Origin of the sequence: Brucella cytisi (assembly GCF_038433355.1) — a bacterium.
Lineage (GTDB): Bacteria > Pseudomonadota > Alphaproteobacteria > Rhizobiales > Rhizobiaceae > Brucella > Brucella cytisi.
The window spans coordinates 103,669-123,529 of sequence record NZ_JBCAUP010000006.1 but is presented as its reverse complement, the minus strand read 5'-3'; the positions used below and the strand labels follow the sequence as shown (position 1 = coordinate 123,529).

The window sequence follows — 19,861 nt, the reverse complement described above, 5'->3', positions numbered from 1 at the left end:
CCTGATCTGATGTGGTGTCTCAAATCAGGCACTCTGTATGCGAGGGTGGGAGCGAACTACTTCGCGAAGATTTCGCTCGCGAATTTCGGCTTTTCCCTGATGTCGAAATCAAAGTACTTGGCACTGATCTTGTCATAGCTACCGTCCTGGATGATCTCTGCTAGCGCCTTGTTGACACGCGTGCGCAGTTCTTCGTCATCCTTGCGGAAGGCCATTCCGGCACCAAGAGTTCCATCTAGAAGGAACTCGCTGCCGACAAATTCGCAGCAATCTGCACCCTTCTTAATCCAGTCGCTGAGCGCGAACTTGGATTCAAGCAAGAGGTCAATGCGACCGTTCTCGATATCCAGGAAGGCTTCTTCCAGTGTGGGATAGAGCTTTACCTCATTATCCGGGAAAAAGCGCTGCAAAGCATCGACTGCGATGGAGCCAGTCTGGGTGCCTATGACCTTGCCCTTGGCGCTTTCCGGCGTTACGTCCTTCAGGCCGAGCTCCTTCAAAGCAACAAACCGCATGGTGTTGTAGTAATACGGATCGGAGAAGTTGACCTGCTGCATACGCGATTCAGTAATAGCCATCGAAGAAGCCATGATGTCGAACTTCTTTGACTGAAGCGCCGGAATAATCCCGCTCCACTCGTTGGCGCTCCATACGCAATCAGCTTTCAGTTTTTCACAGATCGCATTGCCGACATCGATATCAAAGCCTTTGAGCTGCCCGCTCGGGTCCAGGTAATTGAAAGGGGCATAGGCACCTTCGGCTCCCATTCGGATTTCCTCAGCATGGGCTGGAAGGGTACCGCATACCGCGACAAGAGCCGCAATAATTCCCATTTTAGCTTGCTTAAGCACGTTTCGTTCTCCTTTTATACGCCCTTGCCCAGTACATCACAGACATGCACTGCCGTCCGTGATCAGGACCAGATGAGCTCAGACACCCAAGGGCATTTTTGTTTATTGACGATTATGCTTGTGCCGAGGGTCGATCAATGCAAAAGATCTATTCAATGGTATTAGAAAAATTCATAATGATATGACTTTAAGGGCGAAACGACGAAAACTCCCAAGCTTGAGAGCCTTAAGGGCTTTTGAAGCGGTTTCGCATTGTCAAAGCTTCACTGCCGCTGCGGAAGAGCTTGCAGTCAGCCAAGGCGCCGTGAGTCATCAAATCAAGCTTCTGGAACAGGCTTTGGGTTGTCAATTGCTTATTCGCGGCTCGCGCGGTGTATCCGTTACCGCAGAAGGTGCGCTGCTGCTGGAGGTTTGTGCTCGGGCATTTGATGAAATCGGCGCGGTTACGACGCTGATCGGACAGGACAACAAGACCCAAATTCTGCGGGTTCGGGCCGGCCCCTTTTTTGCAATGGAAGTGATAGCAAGCAGGATTGCTGGCTTCTTAAAGAAGAATCCAGGTATCCAACTCCACCTGAATAATCTCGATGTAGATTCCATCGCTCAGGATAGAGAAGACGCACAGATCAAGTATTGTCTGCATCCGCCCGCAGGCATGTACAACATCGAAATTCTTAAAGAAAAACTGGTACCTGTCTGCAGCCCATCACTTCTGGCCAACGTGAAAAATCCAGAAGATCTTCTCATAACTCCTGACATTCCTCGCTTGCATTATCGGGACGTAAACGACTGGAAAAGATGGATATCCCACCACGGATTTGATGATTTAACCGCCAATTCAAACCTTTTTTTTGACGATCAGCACACACTGTTGGCGGCTGCTCGTTCCGGACAGGGCATTGGTTTTTCTCATCGACCTCTGGTCGAAAACGACGTGCAGCGCGGAAGCCTCTGTATCGTGTCCGAGCGATATTTCGAGCCCAGGGAATCCTACAAGTTTATATGCAGCCACGAAAACATTGCCTCTAATCCGGCGTTGCAGCTCTTCCGCGACTGGCTTGTCAAAGAGGTTTCAATGATCTCTTAGGTTCAAACAACTCCTGAAAGTTGAGACGGGAAAATTGCAAGTGAGCAGGTAAGCAAGCTACAAGAGAAAGTCTGAGCGGGTGCGCTCGATAATGATTTGTCGTAGCGACACGTTTGCAGGTGCGGAAAGTGCGTAGAAAATCGTTTCCACCACCTCCCTATTCGTTATGCCTTCGTCTGCCCTACGTGTTCTGTGCCATTCCGCCGTGGTCGGTGAAACGTCCTCAATGAGGCCTGGATAGATCGACGTGATGCGGACGGAAGTTCCTGCCATTTCCTCGACCAGCCCTTGCGTGAAACCATCTTGTGCTGCTTTCGCTGCCCTGAAAGGAAGCGAGGCTCCGACAAACCTCGCGTACGGCAAACCGGACATCGAAACGATGTTATGGATATCTGCGCGCTTTCGAGCCTTCAATAAAGGTATTAGCCGTCGCGTCAGAATCATGGTGCCCGTGACTGCCGAATTCACCACGGACATGATCTGCTCGTCGGTGTGATTTTCCAGTGATCCTGATGTGAAGTGCGCGCCGTTGTTGATTAATATGTCGATATCGGGATGCAACGCCGCGATCTGGTTCCCCGCGTTGAGGATGGATTGGGGTTCGGAAAGGTCGCAGACAAAACAATCGATTTTCGGCCCGCCGTTACCAGTAATGACGTCAACTACTTCCAGCAACATGTCTGCAGAGCGTCCAAGAAGTATCGGAATGGCCCCATATGACGCAGCCGCGATTGAGAGAGCTCGACCAAGACCTCGGCCAGCTCCTGTAATAACGATTTTCCTGCCTTGCATTGACATTTCCCAGGTTAGTTGCTGCACATAACGAAGTTCTGCTTATCATAGAGTTGCAACCGGAACCCGCCAGTCCACTCCCAGACCCTTCACGGACGTTGAAAGCTTGATCGATGGAACGACCGCTTTGAGAAGTGTGTGATTGATACATTAATTTCAAACATGAAAGCGCACTCCAGTCGGAGAGGTACAAAGTCCCTTGCTGTCCGTCTTTTTCTCTGACGTGTCGACCTCAGGAGACAGACAAAGCCCGCCCGCTTCAATTGGGCAGGCTTTGGAATGGTTAGCGACTGAAGGGTAAAACGGACACTACCCAACCCTACCAATCGACCGCTTCAATCATTTGCGGAGACACACGATCATTTCCATATCAGACCGCGAAGTAGCCTAGTATTTCTGCCGTGCTGCGCACTTCAGCAAAGGTATCTTCCAATGATACGAGTGCAGACTGGTGCAACTGTTCATGGGGAATAACGATGCCTTGATAATTAGACAGGTCTCGCGTGGCGCTGGCGTCGGCTGCGACAATAACGTGGTAACCGAGCGGAGCCGCATCCCTTGCTGCGCCTGCAACACAAGCATGTGTCATCAACCCGGTAATAATCAGGGTCGTTGCACCGGCGGCCTTGAGCTGGGCATCAATATCGGTGCCTTGAAATACACTAACCTCAGATTTCCTGATGACGGCGTGGTGGCCCGCCGGGGTGATATCGCGACGAAAAGCGACCGTTTCCCCATCTTCGGCAAAAATGGGAGACCCTGAAGGTGCAACGTGCTGGACGTGAAAAACGGACATTCCGGCGTGGTCCGCTTTTTCAATCAGGAGCTTCGCATTCTCTAGCGCTGCTACACCATTCGGGATGGGTAGTCGGCCGCTGAAATATTCCTCCTGAAAATCAATCACAAGGAGAGCGGTCGTTGACGGGACGACCTTTGAAGTTTCAGGAGCGCCGGCAATTACCCGTATCGTTGGATTTTCCATCATAAAGTCCTCTTGATCAACAGATGCAGTTGCTTCGCCCAGTTTTGATCGACTTAAAAGTGGCTCATCGGACAATATATGCTAACATTGGGCCAAACGGACGATGGAACCCGACAATGCACACCATAGCTGTTTTGGCCTATGACGGAATAAGCCCCTTTCATCTATCAGTACCGGGGATCGTGTTTAGCGACGACCTGTTGAAGCTCAGCACCCCGCGATACAATTTGCATGTATGTGCCGAACGCATCGGTCCGATAAGAACGCTTTCCGGATTTAACATCGACGTGAGATACGATTTATCGGCCGTGGAGCAGGCTGACACTGTGATCATACCTTCCTGGAGCGCTCCCGATGACATTCCCCAGAAGGCATTGATTGATGCCTTGGTAGAAGCGAAAGCACGCGGTGCCAGAATTGTGGGACTTTGCCTCGGGACATTCGTTCTGGCTTATGCAGGTCTTCTCGAAAAAAGAACTGTCTCTACACATTGGGCTTGGGCTGATGACTTCCAAAAGGCCTATCCAGATGTCCGCCTCGATGCAGATGCTCTTTATTCGGATGAAGGAGACATCATCACTTCGGCCGGGACAGCCGCTGCCATTGATTGTTGCCTTCACATACTGCGGAAGGATCAGGGTGCAGAAATTGCCAATCGTGTTGCTCGAAGACTGGTCGTCGCGCCGTATCGTCATGGTGGGCAGTCCCAGTATATTGAGATGCCTAAATCGGATTTAATTCGAACCGACGGTCTATCCAATGCAATGGATTGGGCACTGGCACATCTGAATGAGACCATCACCGTCGACGTTCTCGCCAATCGGGCTAATATGAGCCGCCGCAGTTTCACGCGCCATTTCCGCCAGAAAACAGGGACAACCCTTGTCCAATGGCTGCTCAATCAGCGGCTTTCCGTTGCGCAGCGCTTGCTGGAAACCGGCGATTGTTCAGTCGAGAATATCGCCAGTATGGCAGGCTTTGGCTCAACGGTTTCATTCAGGCTTCAGTTCGCGAAAACATTCTCTGTGTCCCCTGCAATCTATCGCAGACATTTCAGAAACACAAAACATCAGATTATGATTTAACCGCATATACCCCCTTCACGGACGTTAACGGAATTGTAATCGGAGCCGGCTTTCGGGAGTTCGCGAAATGCATTCCAACGACCGAGTAAAGCGTAAAACGGACGCCGGCTTACGACAAATTTCACATCTTGATCAGATCACTGCTTTCAGAAGGACTATAATGGTTTGTCAACTGGATCCGGCCATCACATATGTGCCTACCGTCAGGCTGAACTGAAGCGAAAGTCTTTACATATCCATAACTGAAGAAACTCTTCATCCAATCGACAGTATCAATAACATTCGATCCATGCGTCGCTGGCCCAGTTGTTTCAGATCAACATTGGCGATCCTTTGATCACAACAAGCGCCCCGGCATGTTAGATCCGAAAAGCAGAACCCGACGATGCGTAACCAGGTGGTTAAGCGCGATGCCGGGATCTGCCAACATTTCCTTCAGATTGTGATAGCTCGGTCAGCTGATAAAGAGCCGAAAGACCAGCGTCTTCGTCACAAGCAGAACTTTATCAGCCATTCCTTGGCCTTCTTATGTGTTTGCCGAAACGAAAGCCGACATGCTGGTAATCAGCAGCATTCCAACCGTTGCACCTGCGTCCTGAAGGCCGACAGTCTTTTCCTGGAAAGCAGCCGCCTTGCCGTGCTGGGCAACCATGGTCTTGGTTGCTTCAAGCGCATCTTCGGCGGCTTTGGCAGCAGCTGCAAGTGCATCAGTAAGTGATACACCCGCTGTGGCTTGGGCTTCCAGCGTTACGGCAATCGGATCAAGCACATCGAGAAGCGTCTTGTCTCCGACCTTTGCCTTGCCGCGCTCGGCGATGCCATCGCGATAGGCACGCCAGAAAGCGGCGATCTCTGCGGTGCCTAGCTCATCGGTGCCATCGCAGGCCTTGCTTGCACGCAAGAAGCCCGTTGCGGTCAGCGTACCCATGGTCGATGGTGCAGCGCGTGCCATGGTTGCACCAACCGTGCGCAAGAGCTTGGCGATGCCTGCAGTTTCGCCCTCTGCATGGGCTACTTCAGCCGCAGCTGCAAAGGCCTTACTCATGGTAATGCCGAGATCGCTATCGCCGACTTTGCCGTCCAGCGCGATGAGGAATTCACGCTGTTCTGCAAAAAGTTGCTTCCAGCTGTCGAAGAGATTGATGAGATCAGATGCTGTAATAACGTTCATGACCAGACCTTAACCCGCAAAATGCTTGAAGAATGGCGTGTTTGCGGAAGCTGCAACCAGCGGCTCCAGTTCTTCATCGAGATGCAGTACGGATACCGATGCGCCAGCCATTTCCATGGAAGTGGCAAACTCGCCGATCCAGACATGCTTGACCTTGACGCCACGCTCGTCGAAGAGCTGCGAAACGCGACGGAACATGATGTAAAGCTCTTCAAGCGGTGTGCCGCCAAGACCATTAACCAGCACAGCTACTTCCTCGCCCTTGGCATAGGTCTGTTCCACAAAAATGCGTTCCATCAGCTCATCGATGACCGCATCTGCACTGGCAAGCTTCGTGCGACTGATGCCTGGTTCACCATGGATGCCCATGCCGATTTCCATTTCATCTTCGCCGATGGAAAAGGTGGCATGACCGATTTCCGGCACAACGCAGCTCGAAAGTGCAACGCCCATGGTGCGGGTGCGCAGACGTGCCTTGTCAGCAACACGCGTCACTTCATCAAGCGACAGGCCGTTGGCCGCTGCTGCACCGGCAGCCTTGTAGACAAAGAAGATACCGGCGACGCCGCGACGCTTGTGCTCTTCACCGACAACGGAGGAAGCCACATCGTCATTGCCGACAACTTGCTTGACGGTGATGCCATCGAGATCGGCAAGTTCTGCAGCCATATCGAAATTGATGATGTCGCCGCTGTAGTTGCCATAGATGTAGAGCACGCCAGCGCCCTGATCGATGGCCTTGGTAACCTGATACATCTGCTCTGAGCTCGGCGACTGGAAGACGCCGCCCACAGCCGCGCCATCGATCATGCCTTCGCCGATATAGCCGAGGAACAGCGGCAGGTGACCTGAGCCACCACCTGTTGCAATGCCGACCTTGCCGGATTTGGGATTGGCTGTGACCATGCAACGCTTGTCATTGTGGACAAAGATAAGTTCGGGATGGGCCCGATAGATGCCTTCGAGCATCTCATCCACGAAATTGACGGGATCGTTCAGGAATTTCTTCATGATTTCCTCTTGAGAGTATCGGGTTATTTCTTGCGTTGGCGGGTGACGAAGAAGGCCGCGGCCAGCAGGATGAAGCAGCCGACGACGAGACGCTGCCACGTGCTTGGGATGCCGACGAGCACTAGAACACTGTTGATGACGGTGATGAGCAGCACACCGAGAAGGGTGCCAAAGACGGTGCCGGTGCCACCGGTGATGCGTGCACCACCGAGAACCACGGCGGCGATGACGGCGATTTCGGTTCCGACAAAATCGAAGGGGCTCGACTGGCGATTGGCGCAGACATGGATGATGCCTGCAAGTCCGGCAAGACCACCTGCATAGCCGAACAGGAAGATATGGATAGTGCGCAGATTATAGCCGAGGCGGCTTGCGATCTGGCTGTTGCCACCCATCGCGAAAATCGCGCGTCCCAGCAAGGTTCGGTTCAAGATCCACCAGGTCAGGATTGCAGCCGCAGGCAGCACCAGAAAATAGAACGGCATGGTGATGGTGGCACCAGTTGCCGATTCAAACTGGAACAGCGGTAGGCGACCGAAAGCACCCATTGTCGGAGGCAGGGACATAATCCAGACCGTGCCGACAAAAGCCAGCAGGAAGCCGCGGAAGAGATATTGCGTGCCGATGGTGACAATCAGTGACGGTACATTGAGGTAATGCACCAGCAGACCATTGAGGATACCAAGGAAAATGCCGCCAGCAATCGCCATCAGAATTATGAAGATGATCGGCAGTTCCGGCATATAGTCCTGCACCAGAAGCGTCAGCGAATAGACTGTGGTGGCAGCAATTGCCGTAAACGAAACATCAATGCCGCCTGCGGCGAGAATGATGAAGACGCCAAGCCCAAACAGCCCCATCACGACACTGGCGCGACCGATATCGATTAGCGTCGAAGATTGCAAAAAGGCTGGATTGACGATCGAGACGATCGTGCAGATTGCCACGAGCAGGAAGAAAGTAATCGATTCCGGGCGCCTGCGAATGAATTCACCCAACTTGAAAGATTGGGCGCGGCTCAGATCCTGTTGATATTGCGACGCACTCATTAGGCAACTTCCTTCTGCGACGACATCATGGCTTGATAGAGCTGATCTTCAGTGGCCAGTGCAGCATCCAGTTCTGCGACGATGCTGCCTGAGTTCATGACGAGAATGCGGTCGGCATTCTGCAGAAGCTCCGGCAGATCATCGCTGACGATGATGAGGCCCATGCCAGCTTCGGCCAGCGCCTGAATTGCGCGGTAAATCGTGTCTTTTGATCCCACATCGACGCCAACAGTCGGGCCGTGCAGCACCAGAAGCTTGGGACCGATGCTCAGCCAGCGACCGATCAAAACGCGCTGCTGATTGCCGCCCGAAAGCGCGCCAACAGGCAGGTCGAGATTGGTTGTGTTCAGCCGCATCTCTTTCATCAGCGAAGCGGCGATGTTGCGGCCCTGTTTCTGATCGACAATACCGAGACTGTTGCAGAGCTTTCTGAAGATCAGCGCGATCTCGTTTTGAAAGATTGATTTATCGAGGAAAAGGCCTTCTGCAAGGCGGTCTTCCGGCACATAGCCAATGCCACGCTCAATGGCTTCCGCCGGGCTTTTAACTCCGGTCGTCCGACCTTCGAGGCGGATTGAGCCTGAATTCGCGGGCACAACGCCAGTGATCGCCATGGCCAGCTCGTTGCGGCCGGAATCTGCAAGACCGGTGATGCCGAGTATTTCGCCTTTTCGCAGCGTAAAGCCGATGTCCTTGAAGCCCGATGCGGTGAGGCTGTCGAGTTTCAGCAGTTCGGCTTCGTCGGGCTGCGCCGTGCGGTAACGCTCGGCATCGATTTCTCTGCCGATCATGAGCTCCGAAAGCTGCTTCTTGGTGTAGTTTTCGATCGGGCCCTGTGCCACGCACTGGCCGTCGCGGAAGACAACTGCATTACCGCCCATGCGGTAGCATTCATCAAGCTTGTGGGTCACGAAAAGCACGGCGACGCGTTCTGCGCGCAGGCGTTCGACGACTTCAATCAGATTGTCCACTTCGCGGCGGGTCAGCGATGTGGTTGGCTCATCCATGATGACGAGCTTGGCGCGCGTAGCGATTGCGCGTGAGATGGCAACCAGCTGGCGCACGGCAAGCGGCAGTTCAGAAACGATTGTGTTCAGAAAAGCTTTATCGGTTGGCAGGCCTACGGTGCTCAATGCCCGTACTGCAGTCTCGCGGAGCTGCGAAAGCCTGACGCCGCGATACAGTCGGCCATTGCCTTCGACAAGCTGCTCATTCAGCGCTACGTTTTCAGCAACGGTCAGATTGGGGATAAGTGAAAGATCCTGATAGACAGTCTCAATACCGGCTGCCAGTGACTGGATCGGGTTCAGCGAAGTATAGGTTTTGCCATCAAGAATGATTTCGCCTTCGCTGGGTGCATGTGCGCCGGACATGATCTTGATGACGGTGCTCTTGCCGCAGCCATTTTCACCCAACAGGTGATAGGCCTGGCCAAGATCAATGGTCAGATTGATGCCGCGCAGCGCGTGAACGCCGCCAAACCGCTTATGGATGTTGCGCAGTTCGAGAAAACGATCCGGAGACCGATCGTTGCTCGTCCCATTCTTCGTCGTAGTTGACACGTTAAATTCCTTTGTCGCCGCACCTCTCGCCAAAGCGATTGGGCTGGCTGTAGGACCGGCTGGCTTTAATTCGACACGCGCTAATGTCTTGATTTTTGGTGGTTCGTTTGGTCCGGGTGCCCGGATGCAACGAAGCATCCGGGCTTTTGAGACCATCGCATGCGGCTGAACGATGTCCGCACATGATGGTCAGTCAGCCTGTAGCAGCGCCCTTAGAACAGATGTTCCTTGTAGGTCGCCTTGTCAGCAATAACCATGCCGTTACCGATGACGAGGAGGCCTTCACCGGCACCTTTTTTGACGCTGACCTTGTTATAGCCTTCAACGCCGAGGTCAGTGCCTTCCTTGACTTCCTTCTTTTCGAGCAGAAGCTTGGCAACCGCATTCATCGCCATGCCAGCCTTCTGCGGATCCCAGAAGCCTATTGCGGTGATGGCGCCCGATTCAAGAAGATCTGCCGACGGGTTCGGCAGGCCGGTGCCAACCAGGCAGACCTTACCGCTCAGGCCAGCTTCGTCGATTGCACGGCCAACGCCGAGAACGTCGTTGCCAGCAGAAGTCTGGAAGCCCTTCAGGTCAGGATGCTTGCGCAGGATTTCCTTGGCCTTTTCATAAGTGCCGTTGGCGTCGTCGAAGGATTCGTTGTTCGGATCGACGAGCTGCATGTCAGGATACTTCTTGGCGTTTTCTTCGCCCGAACCGACCCACTGCATGTGCGTGCGGCTGCCGAGCGAGCCAACGAAGGTAGTCCACTTGCCACTCTTGCCCATGCATTCTGCGAGACGCTCATTGAGTGCCGTGCCATAATCGGCATTATCAAAAGCTTCAACGTCGGCCATGGTGTTGACCTGGTTGTCGGCTTCATGCGTCACAACAATGATGCCGCGTTCCATGGCGCGCTTGAAGGTACCTTCAAGAACAGCCGGGTCCATTGGAACGACTGCAAGTGCGTTAACGCCCTTGGCAACAAGGTCCTGTACAATCTGAAGCTGCTGCGCGGCGTCTGCCGTTGCCGGTCCGCTCTGCGTTGCAACCACATCTGGGTTGGCCTTCTGGTAGGCTTCAACGCCTGTGTTCATGCGGTCGAACCAAGGAATACCACTGATCTTGACGACCGTTGCGATAACGGGCTTTTCCTGTGCGACGAGCGCACTTGCGCTGCCGGCGACAATCGCTGCGCCGATGACAGTTCCAGCGAGCAGTTTCTTTGTTACTGATTTCATGATTTCCTCCACGCTAATATTCCCCCAATGTCTATGTTCGGGTGCCTGAGGGTTGAGCACCGATGTCTCCCTTTTTGCGATTGCCGAGGGTAAAGAATCCCGCGATGTCGTATTTGCCGATTGCAAGGAAGGCGAGCAGCAGCAGGCCCCAGGCGAAGTCGCGGACGAAATTGGAAAGGCCGCCGAAGTTGAGCAGGCTGGACATGAGCTGCAAAGCAATAGCGCTCAGTACCACGCAGATGACACGGCCATAGCCACCTTCAGGCTTCACGCCAGCCATGACGGCGATGAGAATAGCAACCAGCAAATATGAGCTGCCGTAGTCGAACTTCACGTTGACGTTGCGTGCTGCAATAATGATGCCTGCAATCGCTGCCAGAAATCCGCTCGTTGCATAGGTCGCAATCAGCACGCCATTACGCGGAAAACCAGCGAAGACAGCGGCTTTCGGATTGGTGCCCATCAGCATCAGCCAGTAGCCGTATGGGGTAAAGCGCACGATCGCTGCGATCAGCAAGGCCACCGCTATGAAGATCAGGAAGCTGATTGGCACGGCGAGAAACATGTCATTGCCGATGCGTGACAGAAGATCGGGGCTGCCGACCATGACGGCACGACCGCGAGACACAACAACGGCAAGACCCGTAAATGCCATCTGCGTACCAAGCGTGCAGAGGATCGGGGTGATGTTGAAGCGCGCAATCAGGATTCCATTGACGATGCCGCCCGCAAGACCGATCACCAAAGCCAGTCCGACGAAGGCAAGGCTGAAGCCAAGCTGGTTCTCGGCGCTTGAGATGAACATCGAAACGATGACAGCTGAAAGCACCCCGGAAAGGTTGGCCAGCGCAATACCCGAAAGATCGATCCCGCCATTGCCAGCGCACATGGCCAGCATGACGCCGATTGCCAGAAGCCCGATTTCCGGCACCTGACCTGCCATGGACTGCAGATTGAACAGGGATAGGAAAGATCCTCCCGAAATATACGCGCCAAGCGCGAGCAATCCGAGATTGATGACAACAAGCATAGCAAGCTGATTGCCTGTCTTCTGCATGGCCTCCTCCTACCATGTTTAGTAAACAAAACTATTATTCACTAAATAAATGACGGGATGGCATACAGCTGTCAAGCGCAACATAGGCAGATTTTCGTTGCCTGTGGAACGATTTTGCCCTAACCGGTTGAAATATCGCTCATATTGTTTACTAAACATATGATTCATAACACGATGCAAAAGCGAGCGTTTGCCGTTGAAAAGATGGGGCCTGTTAATTCTTGATCTGAGACCAAAACCGGCAACATATTGAATCTGGTGCATTTGCGGATTTGAAGTTTCCGAGGGCAGGTGCCATACAAATGGCAGATGTTCTCGTTCCCGGAGCTTATGTCCTTAACCGAATTCCTATAATCGTGCGGAGCATATGAAAAAGAAAAAGTCTTTTACGATCAGAGATATCGCAGAGACTGCCGGCGTTTCTCCGGCCACGGTTTCGCTTGTGCTCAACGGTAAGGGCGAAATTTCGGGTGAAACGCGTGCACGTGTCCTCGAAGCCGTTTCCAGACTGAATTATGTGCCGCGTCCATCAAAAACCGCGCCCAGCACAGGCGAAACGATCCGCTTTCTCAAGATTGCCAAGCATGGCGAGACGGTCAACCGCGACCACAGTGTTTTTGTTTCGGACTACATTGACGGCATGTCCTCGGAAGCGACGCGCCGAAACTATACACTGGAAGTTGTAAGTTTCGATGGGCAGCCGATAAGTGCAGTAGCGGAATCGCTTGCTGGGGCACCGGTGCGCGGTGTGATCGCGCTTGGCACCGAGCTTTCGGCGGCAGATATCCATATGATACAAGGGCTCGGCCTGCCAACCGTCTTTATCGATACGTTTCATGAGGTCGTTGAAGCCAATTTCGTCGACATGAACAATGAGGATGCCGTCTTCAAGGTTCTGTCGCGCTTCAAACAGCTTGGCTTTTCAAGGATTGGTTTTGTTGCCAGCCATACGGAGACAACAAATTTCCGTCTTCGTCGCGATGCATTTTTCAAGAATATGCAGCGTCTGGACCTGAGAGTTCAGGAGCGCGACGTTCTCTCGGTGGAGTCGACCTATGAAGGCGCTCATCGCGATACTTGCACGATGCTGCATTCAGGACTCGATCTGGCCGAGTGCTATTTCTGCACGAACGATATCATCGCATATGGCTTCATCCGCGCCTTGAAGGGCAAGGGTCTTCGTATTCCTGACGATGTTTCGGTCATTGGCTTCGATAATCTGCCGCAAAGTGCGACCATGGAGCCGGGCCTCACAACGGTCGATGTCTCCAAGCGTAAAATCGGAAATCTCGCAGTTACCGTTCTCGATGACCTGATCAATACAGCAGAACCGCAACCGCCGGTAAAGATTCTGGTTGGGGCAAATCTGATCCTACGGGCGAGTGAAACTGCTCGTACTCCAGAGGCCGCCAGAAGCCGTGAATTCGGCTAGCGTAAGGAAATGTGCCCGATAGAACGGGAAAACCATATTATGAAACCGGTAAGTAGCTGGCAAGCAATCCGGGCCCGACAGACCAACTTCAGAAAGACAGAAAATTGTCCAGAAACCCTCCTCGCAATCAGGCCGGTTTTGCAACACGTGCGATCCATGTCGGTCAGGAACCTGACCCTTTGACCGGAGCCGTGATTCCTCCGATCTATCATGCAACGACCTACGTGCAGGATGGCATAGGAGCGAGCAAGGGGTACGACTATACGCGAAGCGGCAATCCGACCAGAAATGGTCTCGAACGCTGCCTTGCCGATCTCGAGGGCGCAGAAGCGGCATTCGTTTTCCCGAGCGGGCTTGCAGCCGCCGCAACATTGCTGGAGGCGCTTCCGGCCGGTTCGTCCATATTGGCCCATAACGATCTCTACGGCGGTGTCTATCGGCTGCTGGCCAGCGTCAGACCAGTTACCGCCGCGCACAATGTGAATTTCGTGGATTTTTGCGACGCGGTTGCACTGCGCCAGGCTGTCCTTGACCACAAGCCTGCTCTGCTTTGGTTTGAGACCCCTTCCAATCCAACACTTCGCATTGTTGATCTGTCACTGATTGCCGAACTTGGCAAACAGGCTGGTGCAATTACGGTTTGTGACAGCACTTTCTCGTCACCGGCAGGCCAGCGTCCTATCGATCATGGAATTCATGTGGTTGTACATTCGGCAACGAAGATGCTGAACGGGCATTCGGATCTGCTAGGTGGCGTGGTCGCGGTATCTGCAAACGCACCCGCCAAGCTTGCCGAACGAGTTGGATATCTGCAGAACGCCCTTGGCTCCGTCATGTCGCCAACGGATTGCGCTCTTCTGCACCGCTCACTGAAAACCCTGGAAATCCGCAGCGTCCGGCAATCGGAAACGGCATTGAAGCTGGCGACCAGTCTCGAACAAAAAGCTGACGAACTGGGATTGACCAAGGTTGTATATCCCGGCCTTGCCAGCCATCCCCAGCATAAACTGGCCGCTGAACAAATGCTCAACTTCGGCTGCGTCATGTCTATCGATGTTGCAGGCGACCTGACACGCGTCGAACGTATTCTGACTTCGACCCGTTATTTTCACTTTGCAGTCAGCCTTGGCAGCGTGGAAAGTCTCATTCAGCATCCATATTCCCTGACCCACGCGGTTGTTCCAGAAGACCAGAAAAATCATCTGGGAATCGGCGCTCAGCTCATTCGTATCTCGATCGGTCTGGAAGATCCGGAAGATCTGGAATCCGATCTGATGCAAGCATTCTCAAGCAACAGGTGATCTCCCCTCCATCTCGAACTTTTGCAACTGAGCCACTCCTCCGGGTGGCTCACACGCTTTTCGATCGCAAGGAAAATTCCAACCTTCTTTGAGATACAACAAATCCGGTTTGTGCCTGTCACTCTAAAATGGCTCGAATGATGATGCGGCTGTCCTCATCATGCTTCGAAGCCTGACAGCCACGGAACAATAAGATGTCGGCAGAACCTGTCTCACTATCCCCCGTAATTGATGTTCGCACCATACCGCCCATTTCGCGGCATGCGACGATCTTTTCAATGATCGATTCTCTTGAACCCGGCGACGCGCTGGAAATCATCAATGATCACGATCCGGTGCCGCTGCGCCAACAGCTTGAAACCCGTAACCCGGGAGCATTCTCGTGGGTCTATAAGGAAGCGGGTCCGTTATGGCGGGTAGAGATCGGTCGCCAAAAAGGCCATCATGGTGCTGGCCATGAGTGCACCTGCGGCAATCACTGAAGTCTTACAGGCACAACGTCCGGGACGAACTGAGATGATCGGCGCGACACTTTCCCGTTGGACCCTCTCTTACTTTACCGCTTCGCTGGTTTTCCTCGTCTTTGGACTTGCCTTGATGGCAGGTGGTTTCGGCTTTCCGGGTCATGGAATTCGCGCCGCGGAAACACTGATAGTCGTGCATGCCATCACTATTGGATGGCTTGCACTGCTCATGAGCGGCGCACTCCTGCAATTTGTGCCGGTTCTCGTGAACAAATCGCTGTGGGGAAGCCGGGCAAGTCTCCCCGCTCTGCTTCTGCTCGTAACAGGCTTGTCCGGCCTTCTGATTGCCTTTGCAGGCATGGCTGGGCTAACAGAGAGCCCGGCATGGTTGCTCCCACTCTCTGGCATCCTGCTTACCTGCGGATTTTCCGTAATTTTCGTAATACTGGGCATGACACTCTGGCTCGCTCGCCCAATCGCCCTGCCCGCACGGTTTGTTGCAGCTGGCATCTGCTGTCTTATGATAACAGCTCTGCTAGGCAGTGTTTTCACCTTCGCGCTTTCCGGCTTTACGGAACAAGCCGCTCTGCTCGATATTGCGGGAGCGGCATTGCCGGTTCACGCCGCGCTTGGGCTGGGCGGCTGGATGACCTTCACGGCTATGGGAGTAAGCTACAGACTGCTGACAATGTTCATGCTGTCCCCCGATGCTGCTCGGCAGACAACCAGAATTATCTGGTGGGAAGGCGCCGCTGCCCTGACCATCCTCGCAGTCGGAATTGTCGTTGTTGCCTTGGAAGAGGGAACAATCGAAATCGCCGTGACGGCAGCTCTCATTCCCGGAATCGCCTGCATTGCGCTCTATATCGTCGATATTCAGACGATCTACCGGCAGCGTAAACGCAAGACGATAGAACTAAACAGCGCCGCCAGCATTCCAGCCTTCATCGCGCTAGGGCTCTCGCTACTTCTGGCAATTGCCCTGTTCAGGACGGGCGCAACCGATGCGATGATTGCTGCCCTTGTCTATCTGTTCACCTTCGGTTGGCTGACCGGCCTCAGCCTTGCCCAACTTTACAAGATCGTACCGTTTCTGACCTGGCTCGAATGTTATGGTCCCGTCATGGGCCGGGCACCGACGCCGCGCGTACAGGATATGGTCAGCGAGCGCCGCGCACGACAGTGGTTCGCTCTTTATTATACCGGTGTCGCACTGGCGACACTGGCTTTGATTGCCGATTATCCAACCGTATTTCGGTTGGCCGTGATGTTGAATCTCGCAGCAATCCTTGCGTTGGTCGTACACTTCTTCCGCGCCCGGCGGCTTCTCTATGTACCGCACAGCCTACGCCTGCCAAAAGGGGTAATTCTGCCGCATCTTATCTATGCCGGTGAACCAATTCTCAGGAGATCGAAATGACATCCTCAGTTCAGGACATCACGCACCATGTGCTGGACGTGCGCCCACTGATCAAAGGCGGCGTGGAACCGTTCAATGCCATCATGGAAGCAGTCGACAGTCTTTCACCGGGACAAAGCCTCCTGCTGATCGCCCCGTTCAAACCGGCACCGCTTTTCAGTGTCATGGAGCGAAAAGGCTTTTCCGCCAAGGCCGAGCCTCTGGATAATGGCGACTGGCAAGTCCTGTTCAGTCCGGTGATGGATGCCGCGCCTGAACTGCGTTTCTCCGACAATGTCGTTTCGCCGGATGTCTGGCCCGAACCGTCGCGCTATCTCGATTGTTCGGACATGCAGCCACCGGAGCCGATGGTGCGCATTCTTGCGGAAGTAGAGGAGATGCCCCCAGGCGCGGTTCTGTTCGCTCTGCTGCACCGTGAGCCTTTATTTCTCTTCCCCGAACTCGAAACCCGCGGTCACGAATGGGTCGGCAACTTCGACGAGACCGGCACCGCCTATCGTATAATGATCCGCGTTGGAGACGCGAGGTAGCTGTCATGGAGAACACAGTACATGACCAGCTGGAGGGGCAGATCATCGAAAATCTCCGCCTGGTGCTCGATCCTGAACTTGGATTCAACCTCATCGATCTCGGTATGATTTACAGCATCGACATTGGTGATGGCGGAATTGTCGACATCAGCATGACGACGACGGCCCCCGGTTGCCCGGCTGCCGGCTATCTGACCGATGCCGTTCGTGCGAGCGCTGAATCTGTTGAAGGCGTTCATACAGTCAATGTCGAACTGATCTACGAGCCGGAGTGGCTTCCGGAGATGGCAATGCCTGAAGTACAAGCTCGATTTGGAGAATAATCTCCAGATGTATATCCGTATCGTCGAAGCCGGCGAACGAAGGCAATCCGTTCGCTGGTTTCTCGTTTGATCGAACACCCACGTTTCAGCCTTTGCTCCAGCGCAAACAAGGCGAAACATAGATCGAGATAATAACATAACATATTGATATATAATAACTAATATTACCTGACTTTTTGCATCACCTTGATCGCAGTCAAGGAAGATCGAAGCGCCTCTTTCTATAGTCGGTATGACAGAGCAGGAAATGCTCGGTCCTATCGTAAAGGAGAGTATCGATGGCCGACCAGATGCAAATCAGCCGCCGCACCATATTGGCAGGAGCCGCCCTGGCTGGGGCGCTTGGGCCGGTTCTGGCAACCACATCCGCCTGGGGACAAGGTGCGGTGAGGAAGGCAAGTGCAGCAGAGATAGCAGCGCTTCCACGCCAGAAAGTGGAGCTCGTGGCCCCTCCCTTCGTGCACGCCCATAGTCAGGTTGCAGAAGGTGGCCCCAAGGTAATAGAGTTCACCATGGTCATCGAGGAAAAGAAGATCATCATTGATGATGCGGGAACCGAAGTCCATGCCATGGCATTTAATGGCACCGTTCCGGGACCACTGATGGTTGTGCATCAGGATGATTATGTCGAACTGACCCTCATCAACCCCGACACCAATACGCTGATGCACAATATCGATTTCCATGCGGCAACGGGCGCATTGGGTGGCGGCGGACTGACTGAAATCAATCCGGGCGAGAAAACCATCCTGCGTTTCAAGGCGACAAAACCCGGCGTCTTCGTCTACCACTGCGCACCTCCCGGAATGGTACCCTGGCACGTCGTATCGGGCATGAACGGTGCAATCATGGTGCTACCGCGTGAGGGCCTGCATGATAACAAGGGAAAAGCGCTGACCTACGACAAGATTTATTACGTCGGCGAACAGGATTTCTATGTACCGCGCGACGAGAATGGCAAATACAAGAAATACGAGGCACCCGGCGACGCTTATGAAGACACCGTCAAGGTTATGCGCACCCTCACTCCGACCCATGTCGTGTTCAACGGCGCTGTCGGCGCATTGACCGGCGACAAGGCCATGACGGCAGCAGTCGGCGAGAAAGTCCTGATCGTCCATTCGCAGGCCAACCGCGATACGAGACCGCATCTGATCGGAGGTCATGGGGATTATGTCTGGTCGACCGGCAAATTCAACACGCCGCCGGATGTCGATCAGGAGACCTGGTTCATTCCAGGCGGCGCGGCCGGAGCAGCTTTCTACACGTTCCAGCAACCCGGCATCTATGCCTATGTGAACCACAATCTGATCGAGGCGTTTGAACTCGGTGCCGCGGCCCATTTCAAGGTCACAGGCGAATGGAATGACGATCTGATGACGTCGGTCCTCGCACCATCCGGCACGTAAAGCAAATGCATGAAGGTGCTTCGCCTCCCAGAGCGCCTTTGACAAATCTTCTCTAACGATCCTTTAGGACGAAAGGCTCGGGGCTGCATCCATTCACCTCCCACATGGCTGCGGTCCCTTGATATCCGATGAACGAAGGCAGAGGAAAAAAGTGCCTGCATGAGCTTGCCGTAGCCGTCCCGGCGGTTCTGCTGGCAGTCGTCGCGGGATTGTCCGTTGTTGATGCCGTTGGGCGTACATACCGCACGACGCCGGGTGTGACCACCAACGGTCCGGAAACGGTCGTCATCGCGGCCCGCACCATGACCTATCGAGCGAATGGTGACTTTCAGAAGAACAACTATCCCGTTGACGCCCCATGGACGACCCGCAAGCTGCAGCGGGCATTCGAGATCATGAAATATCAGGTTAGCACGACCGAATACGAACGCTGCGTCGCTGATGGCGACTGCCAGCCTGCCGAGGCCTTGCAGCACAATCACGATGCATCCGATGCAGACGGCCCGATCGTCGGCGTCAGCTATGATGATGCCTTGGCCTATGCCAACTGGCTTTCACATAAAACCGGTGAGAACTGGCATCTGCCGACGGACGAGCAGTGGGCATTCGCAGCCGGCTCGCGCTTTCCCGACGATGCGCTCGGCATTGAGGATGATGCTGCGGCCAATCCGGCAATCCGCTGGCTGAAAGACTATGAAAAACAAAGTGCTCGCAAGCTGGACAGGAGCCCGGCCAGACGCCCCGCTGGCGCTTTCGGTATCAACGAGCTAGGAGTGGCCGACATCGCAGGCAATGTTTGGGAATGGACGCAGACCTGCCACCGCCGCGTCAATATCGATGCCTACGGCAAACAGGTTGCGGAAGTGCCGTCGTGCGGCGTTTATGTCGTCAATGGCAAGCATCGCGCTGCGATGAGTTCGTTCATTCGCAACCCGAAAACCGGAGGATGTAGTGTTGGCGTACCGCCCGATAATCTCGGTTTCCGGCTGGTCCGAGACAACCGCTGGTATGCTGTGATGTGGAAGCGTATCCAGAACATCTGCGCATGAGGGATTAACTGTGAATGTCCGATCCCCGGATCCGAAAACAATTCCAAGCCCGCTTTGCTGTGC

At 54.0% G+C, this 19,861-nt stretch carries 19 protein-coding genes; 10 read left to right on the top strand and 9 right to left on the bottom strand.

The window, feature by feature from the left end; translation table 11 throughout:
* Nucleotides 1–56: 56 nt before the first annotated feature.
* A complete protein-coding gene (locus AAE521_RS08145) occupies nt 57–767 on the bottom strand; it encodes an ABC transporter substrate-binding protein (protein ID WP_342061021.1) in 711 nt (236 codons plus the stop codon).
* A 301-nt stretch (nt 768–1,068) separates the two neighbouring features.
* On the opposite strand from AAE521_RS08145, the gene AAE521_RS08140 reads away from it, so the two are divergent.
* Nucleotides 1,069–1,938, top strand: a complete 870-nt coding sequence (locus AAE521_RS08140; protein WP_235817468.1) for a LysR family transcriptional regulator — start codon at nt 1,069–1,071, stop codon at nt 1,936–1,938.
* Between the two features lie 57 nt (nt 1,939–1,995).
* Here the strand turns inward: AAE521_RS08140 and AAE521_RS08135 are convergent, their stop codons facing one another.
* Nucleotides 1,996–2,730, bottom strand: coding sequence for an SDR family oxidoreductase (locus tag AAE521_RS08135; protein WP_342061020.1), 735 nt, complete (start codon nt 2,728–2,730; stop codon nt 1,996–1,998).
* A 370-nt stretch (nt 2,731–3,100) separates the two neighbouring features.
* Nucleotides 3,101–3,715 (bottom strand): cysteine hydrolase family protein, encoded by a 615-nt coding sequence (locus AAE521_RS08130; protein ID WP_342061019.1) that lies wholly within the window; start codon nt 3,713–3,715, stop codon nt 3,101–3,103.
* Nucleotides 3,716–3,828: 113 nt separating this feature from the next.
* On the opposite strand from AAE521_RS08130, the gene AAE521_RS08125 reads away from it, so the two are divergent.
* Nucleotides 3,829–4,797: a GlxA family transcriptional regulator gene (locus AAE521_RS08125; protein WP_071630692.1), complete on the top strand. Its 969-nt coding sequence runs from the start codon at nt 3,829–3,831 to the stop codon at nt 4,795–4,797.
* 526 nt (nt 4,798–5,323) lie between these two features.
* Here the strand turns inward: AAE521_RS08125 and AAE521_RS08120 are convergent.
* From AAE521_RS08120 to AAE521_RS08095, 6 genes are all read right to left on the bottom strand, one after another.
* The gene (locus AAE521_RS08120; RefSeq protein ID WP_071630693.1) at nt 5,324–5,968 is read right to left on the bottom strand and encodes a dihydroxyacetone kinase family protein; all 645 of its coding nucleotides are present in this window, start codon (nt 5,966–5,968) and stop codon (nt 5,324–5,326) included.
* A 9-nt stretch (nt 5,969–5,977) separates the two neighbouring features.
* Nucleotides 5,978–6,979, bottom strand: a complete 1,002-nt coding sequence (locus tag AAE521_RS08115) for a dihydroxyacetone kinase subunit DhaK (RefSeq protein ID WP_071630694.1) — start codon at nt 6,977–6,979, stop codon at nt 5,978–5,980.
* A gap of 23 nt (nt 6,980–7,002) precedes the next feature.
* Nucleotides 7,003–8,028 carry an ABC transporter permease gene (locus AAE521_RS08110; RefSeq protein ID WP_071630695.1) on the bottom strand — a complete coding sequence of 342 codons (1,026 nt, stop codon included), beginning with the start codon at nt 8,026–8,028 and terminating at the stop codon, nt 7,003–7,005.
* Nucleotides 8,028–9,590 (bottom strand): sugar ABC transporter ATP-binding protein, encoded by a 1,563-nt coding sequence (locus AAE521_RS08105; protein WP_071630787.1) that lies wholly within the window; start codon nt 9,588–9,590, stop codon nt 8,028–8,030. The genes AAE521_RS08110 and AAE521_RS08105 overlap by 1 nt, the downstream gene beginning before the upstream one ends.
* A gap of 212 nt (nt 9,591–9,802) precedes the next feature.
* Nucleotides 9,803–10,813, bottom strand: a complete 1,011-nt coding sequence (locus AAE521_RS08100) for a substrate-binding domain-containing protein (RefSeq protein WP_342061018.1) — start codon at nt 10,811–10,813, stop codon at nt 9,803–9,805.
* 31 nt (nt 10,814–10,844) lie between these two features.
* Nucleotides 10,845–11,870 (bottom strand): ABC transporter permease, encoded by a 1,026-nt coding sequence (locus AAE521_RS08095; protein WP_342061017.1) that lies wholly within the window; start codon nt 11,868–11,870, stop codon nt 10,845–10,847.
* A 367-nt stretch (nt 11,871–12,237) separates the two neighbouring features.
* Here AAE521_RS08095 and AAE521_RS08090 point away from each other — a divergent pair, with 367 nt between their 5' ends.
* The 8 genes from AAE521_RS08090 (at nt 12,238) to AAE521_RS08055 (ending at nt 19,798) form a co-directional block, all read left to right on the top strand.
* The gene (locus AAE521_RS08090; RefSeq protein WP_342061016.1) at nt 12,238–13,302 is read left to right on the top strand and encodes a LacI family DNA-binding transcriptional regulator; all 1,065 of its coding nucleotides are present in this window, start codon (nt 12,238–12,240) and stop codon (nt 13,300–13,302) included.
* A gap of 104 nt (nt 13,303–13,406) precedes the next feature.
* The gene (locus AAE521_RS08085; RefSeq protein WP_342061015.1) at nt 13,407–14,603 is read left to right on the top strand and encodes a trans-sulfuration enzyme family protein; all 1,197 of its coding nucleotides are present in this window, start codon (nt 13,407–13,409) and stop codon (nt 14,601–14,603) included.
* A gap of 194 nt (nt 14,604–14,797) precedes the next feature.
* The gene (locus AAE521_RS08080; protein WP_071630700.1) at nt 14,798–15,085 is read left to right on the top strand and encodes a DUF2249 domain-containing protein; all 288 of its coding nucleotides are present in this window, start codon (nt 14,798–14,800) and stop codon (nt 15,083–15,085) included.
* 34 nt (nt 15,086–15,119) lie between these two features.
* Nucleotides 15,120–16,487 carry a hypothetical protein gene (locus tag AAE521_RS08075; RefSeq protein WP_342061113.1) on the top strand — a complete coding sequence of 456 codons (1,368 nt, stop codon included), beginning with the start codon at nt 15,120–15,122 and terminating at the stop codon, nt 16,485–16,487.
* The gene (locus tag AAE521_RS08070; RefSeq protein ID WP_342061014.1) at nt 16,484–17,017 is read left to right on the top strand and encodes a DUF2249 domain-containing protein; all 534 of its coding nucleotides are present in this window, start codon (nt 16,484–16,486) and stop codon (nt 17,015–17,017) included. The genes AAE521_RS08075 and AAE521_RS08070 overlap by 4 nt, the downstream gene beginning before the upstream one ends.
* Nucleotides 17,018–17,022: 5 nt before the next feature.
* Nucleotides 17,023–17,340 carry a metal-sulfur cluster assembly factor gene (locus tag AAE521_RS08065; protein WP_342061013.1) on the top strand — a complete coding sequence of 106 codons (318 nt, stop codon included), beginning with the start codon at nt 17,023–17,025 and terminating at the stop codon, nt 17,338–17,340.
* 278 nt (nt 17,341–17,618) lie between these two features.
* A complete protein-coding gene (gene nirK / locus AAE521_RS08060) occupies nt 17,619–18,749 on the top strand; it encodes a copper-containing nitrite reductase (protein WP_342061012.1) in 1,131 nt (376 codons plus the stop codon).
* A gap of 128 nt (nt 18,750–18,877) precedes the next feature.
* Complete coding sequence (locus AAE521_RS08055; RefSeq protein ID WP_342061011.1) at nt 18,878–19,798, top strand: SUMF1/EgtB/PvdO family nonheme iron enzyme; 921 nt, start codon at nt 18,878–18,880, stop codon at nt 19,796–19,798.
* Nucleotides 19,799–19,861: the final 63 nt, after the last annotated feature.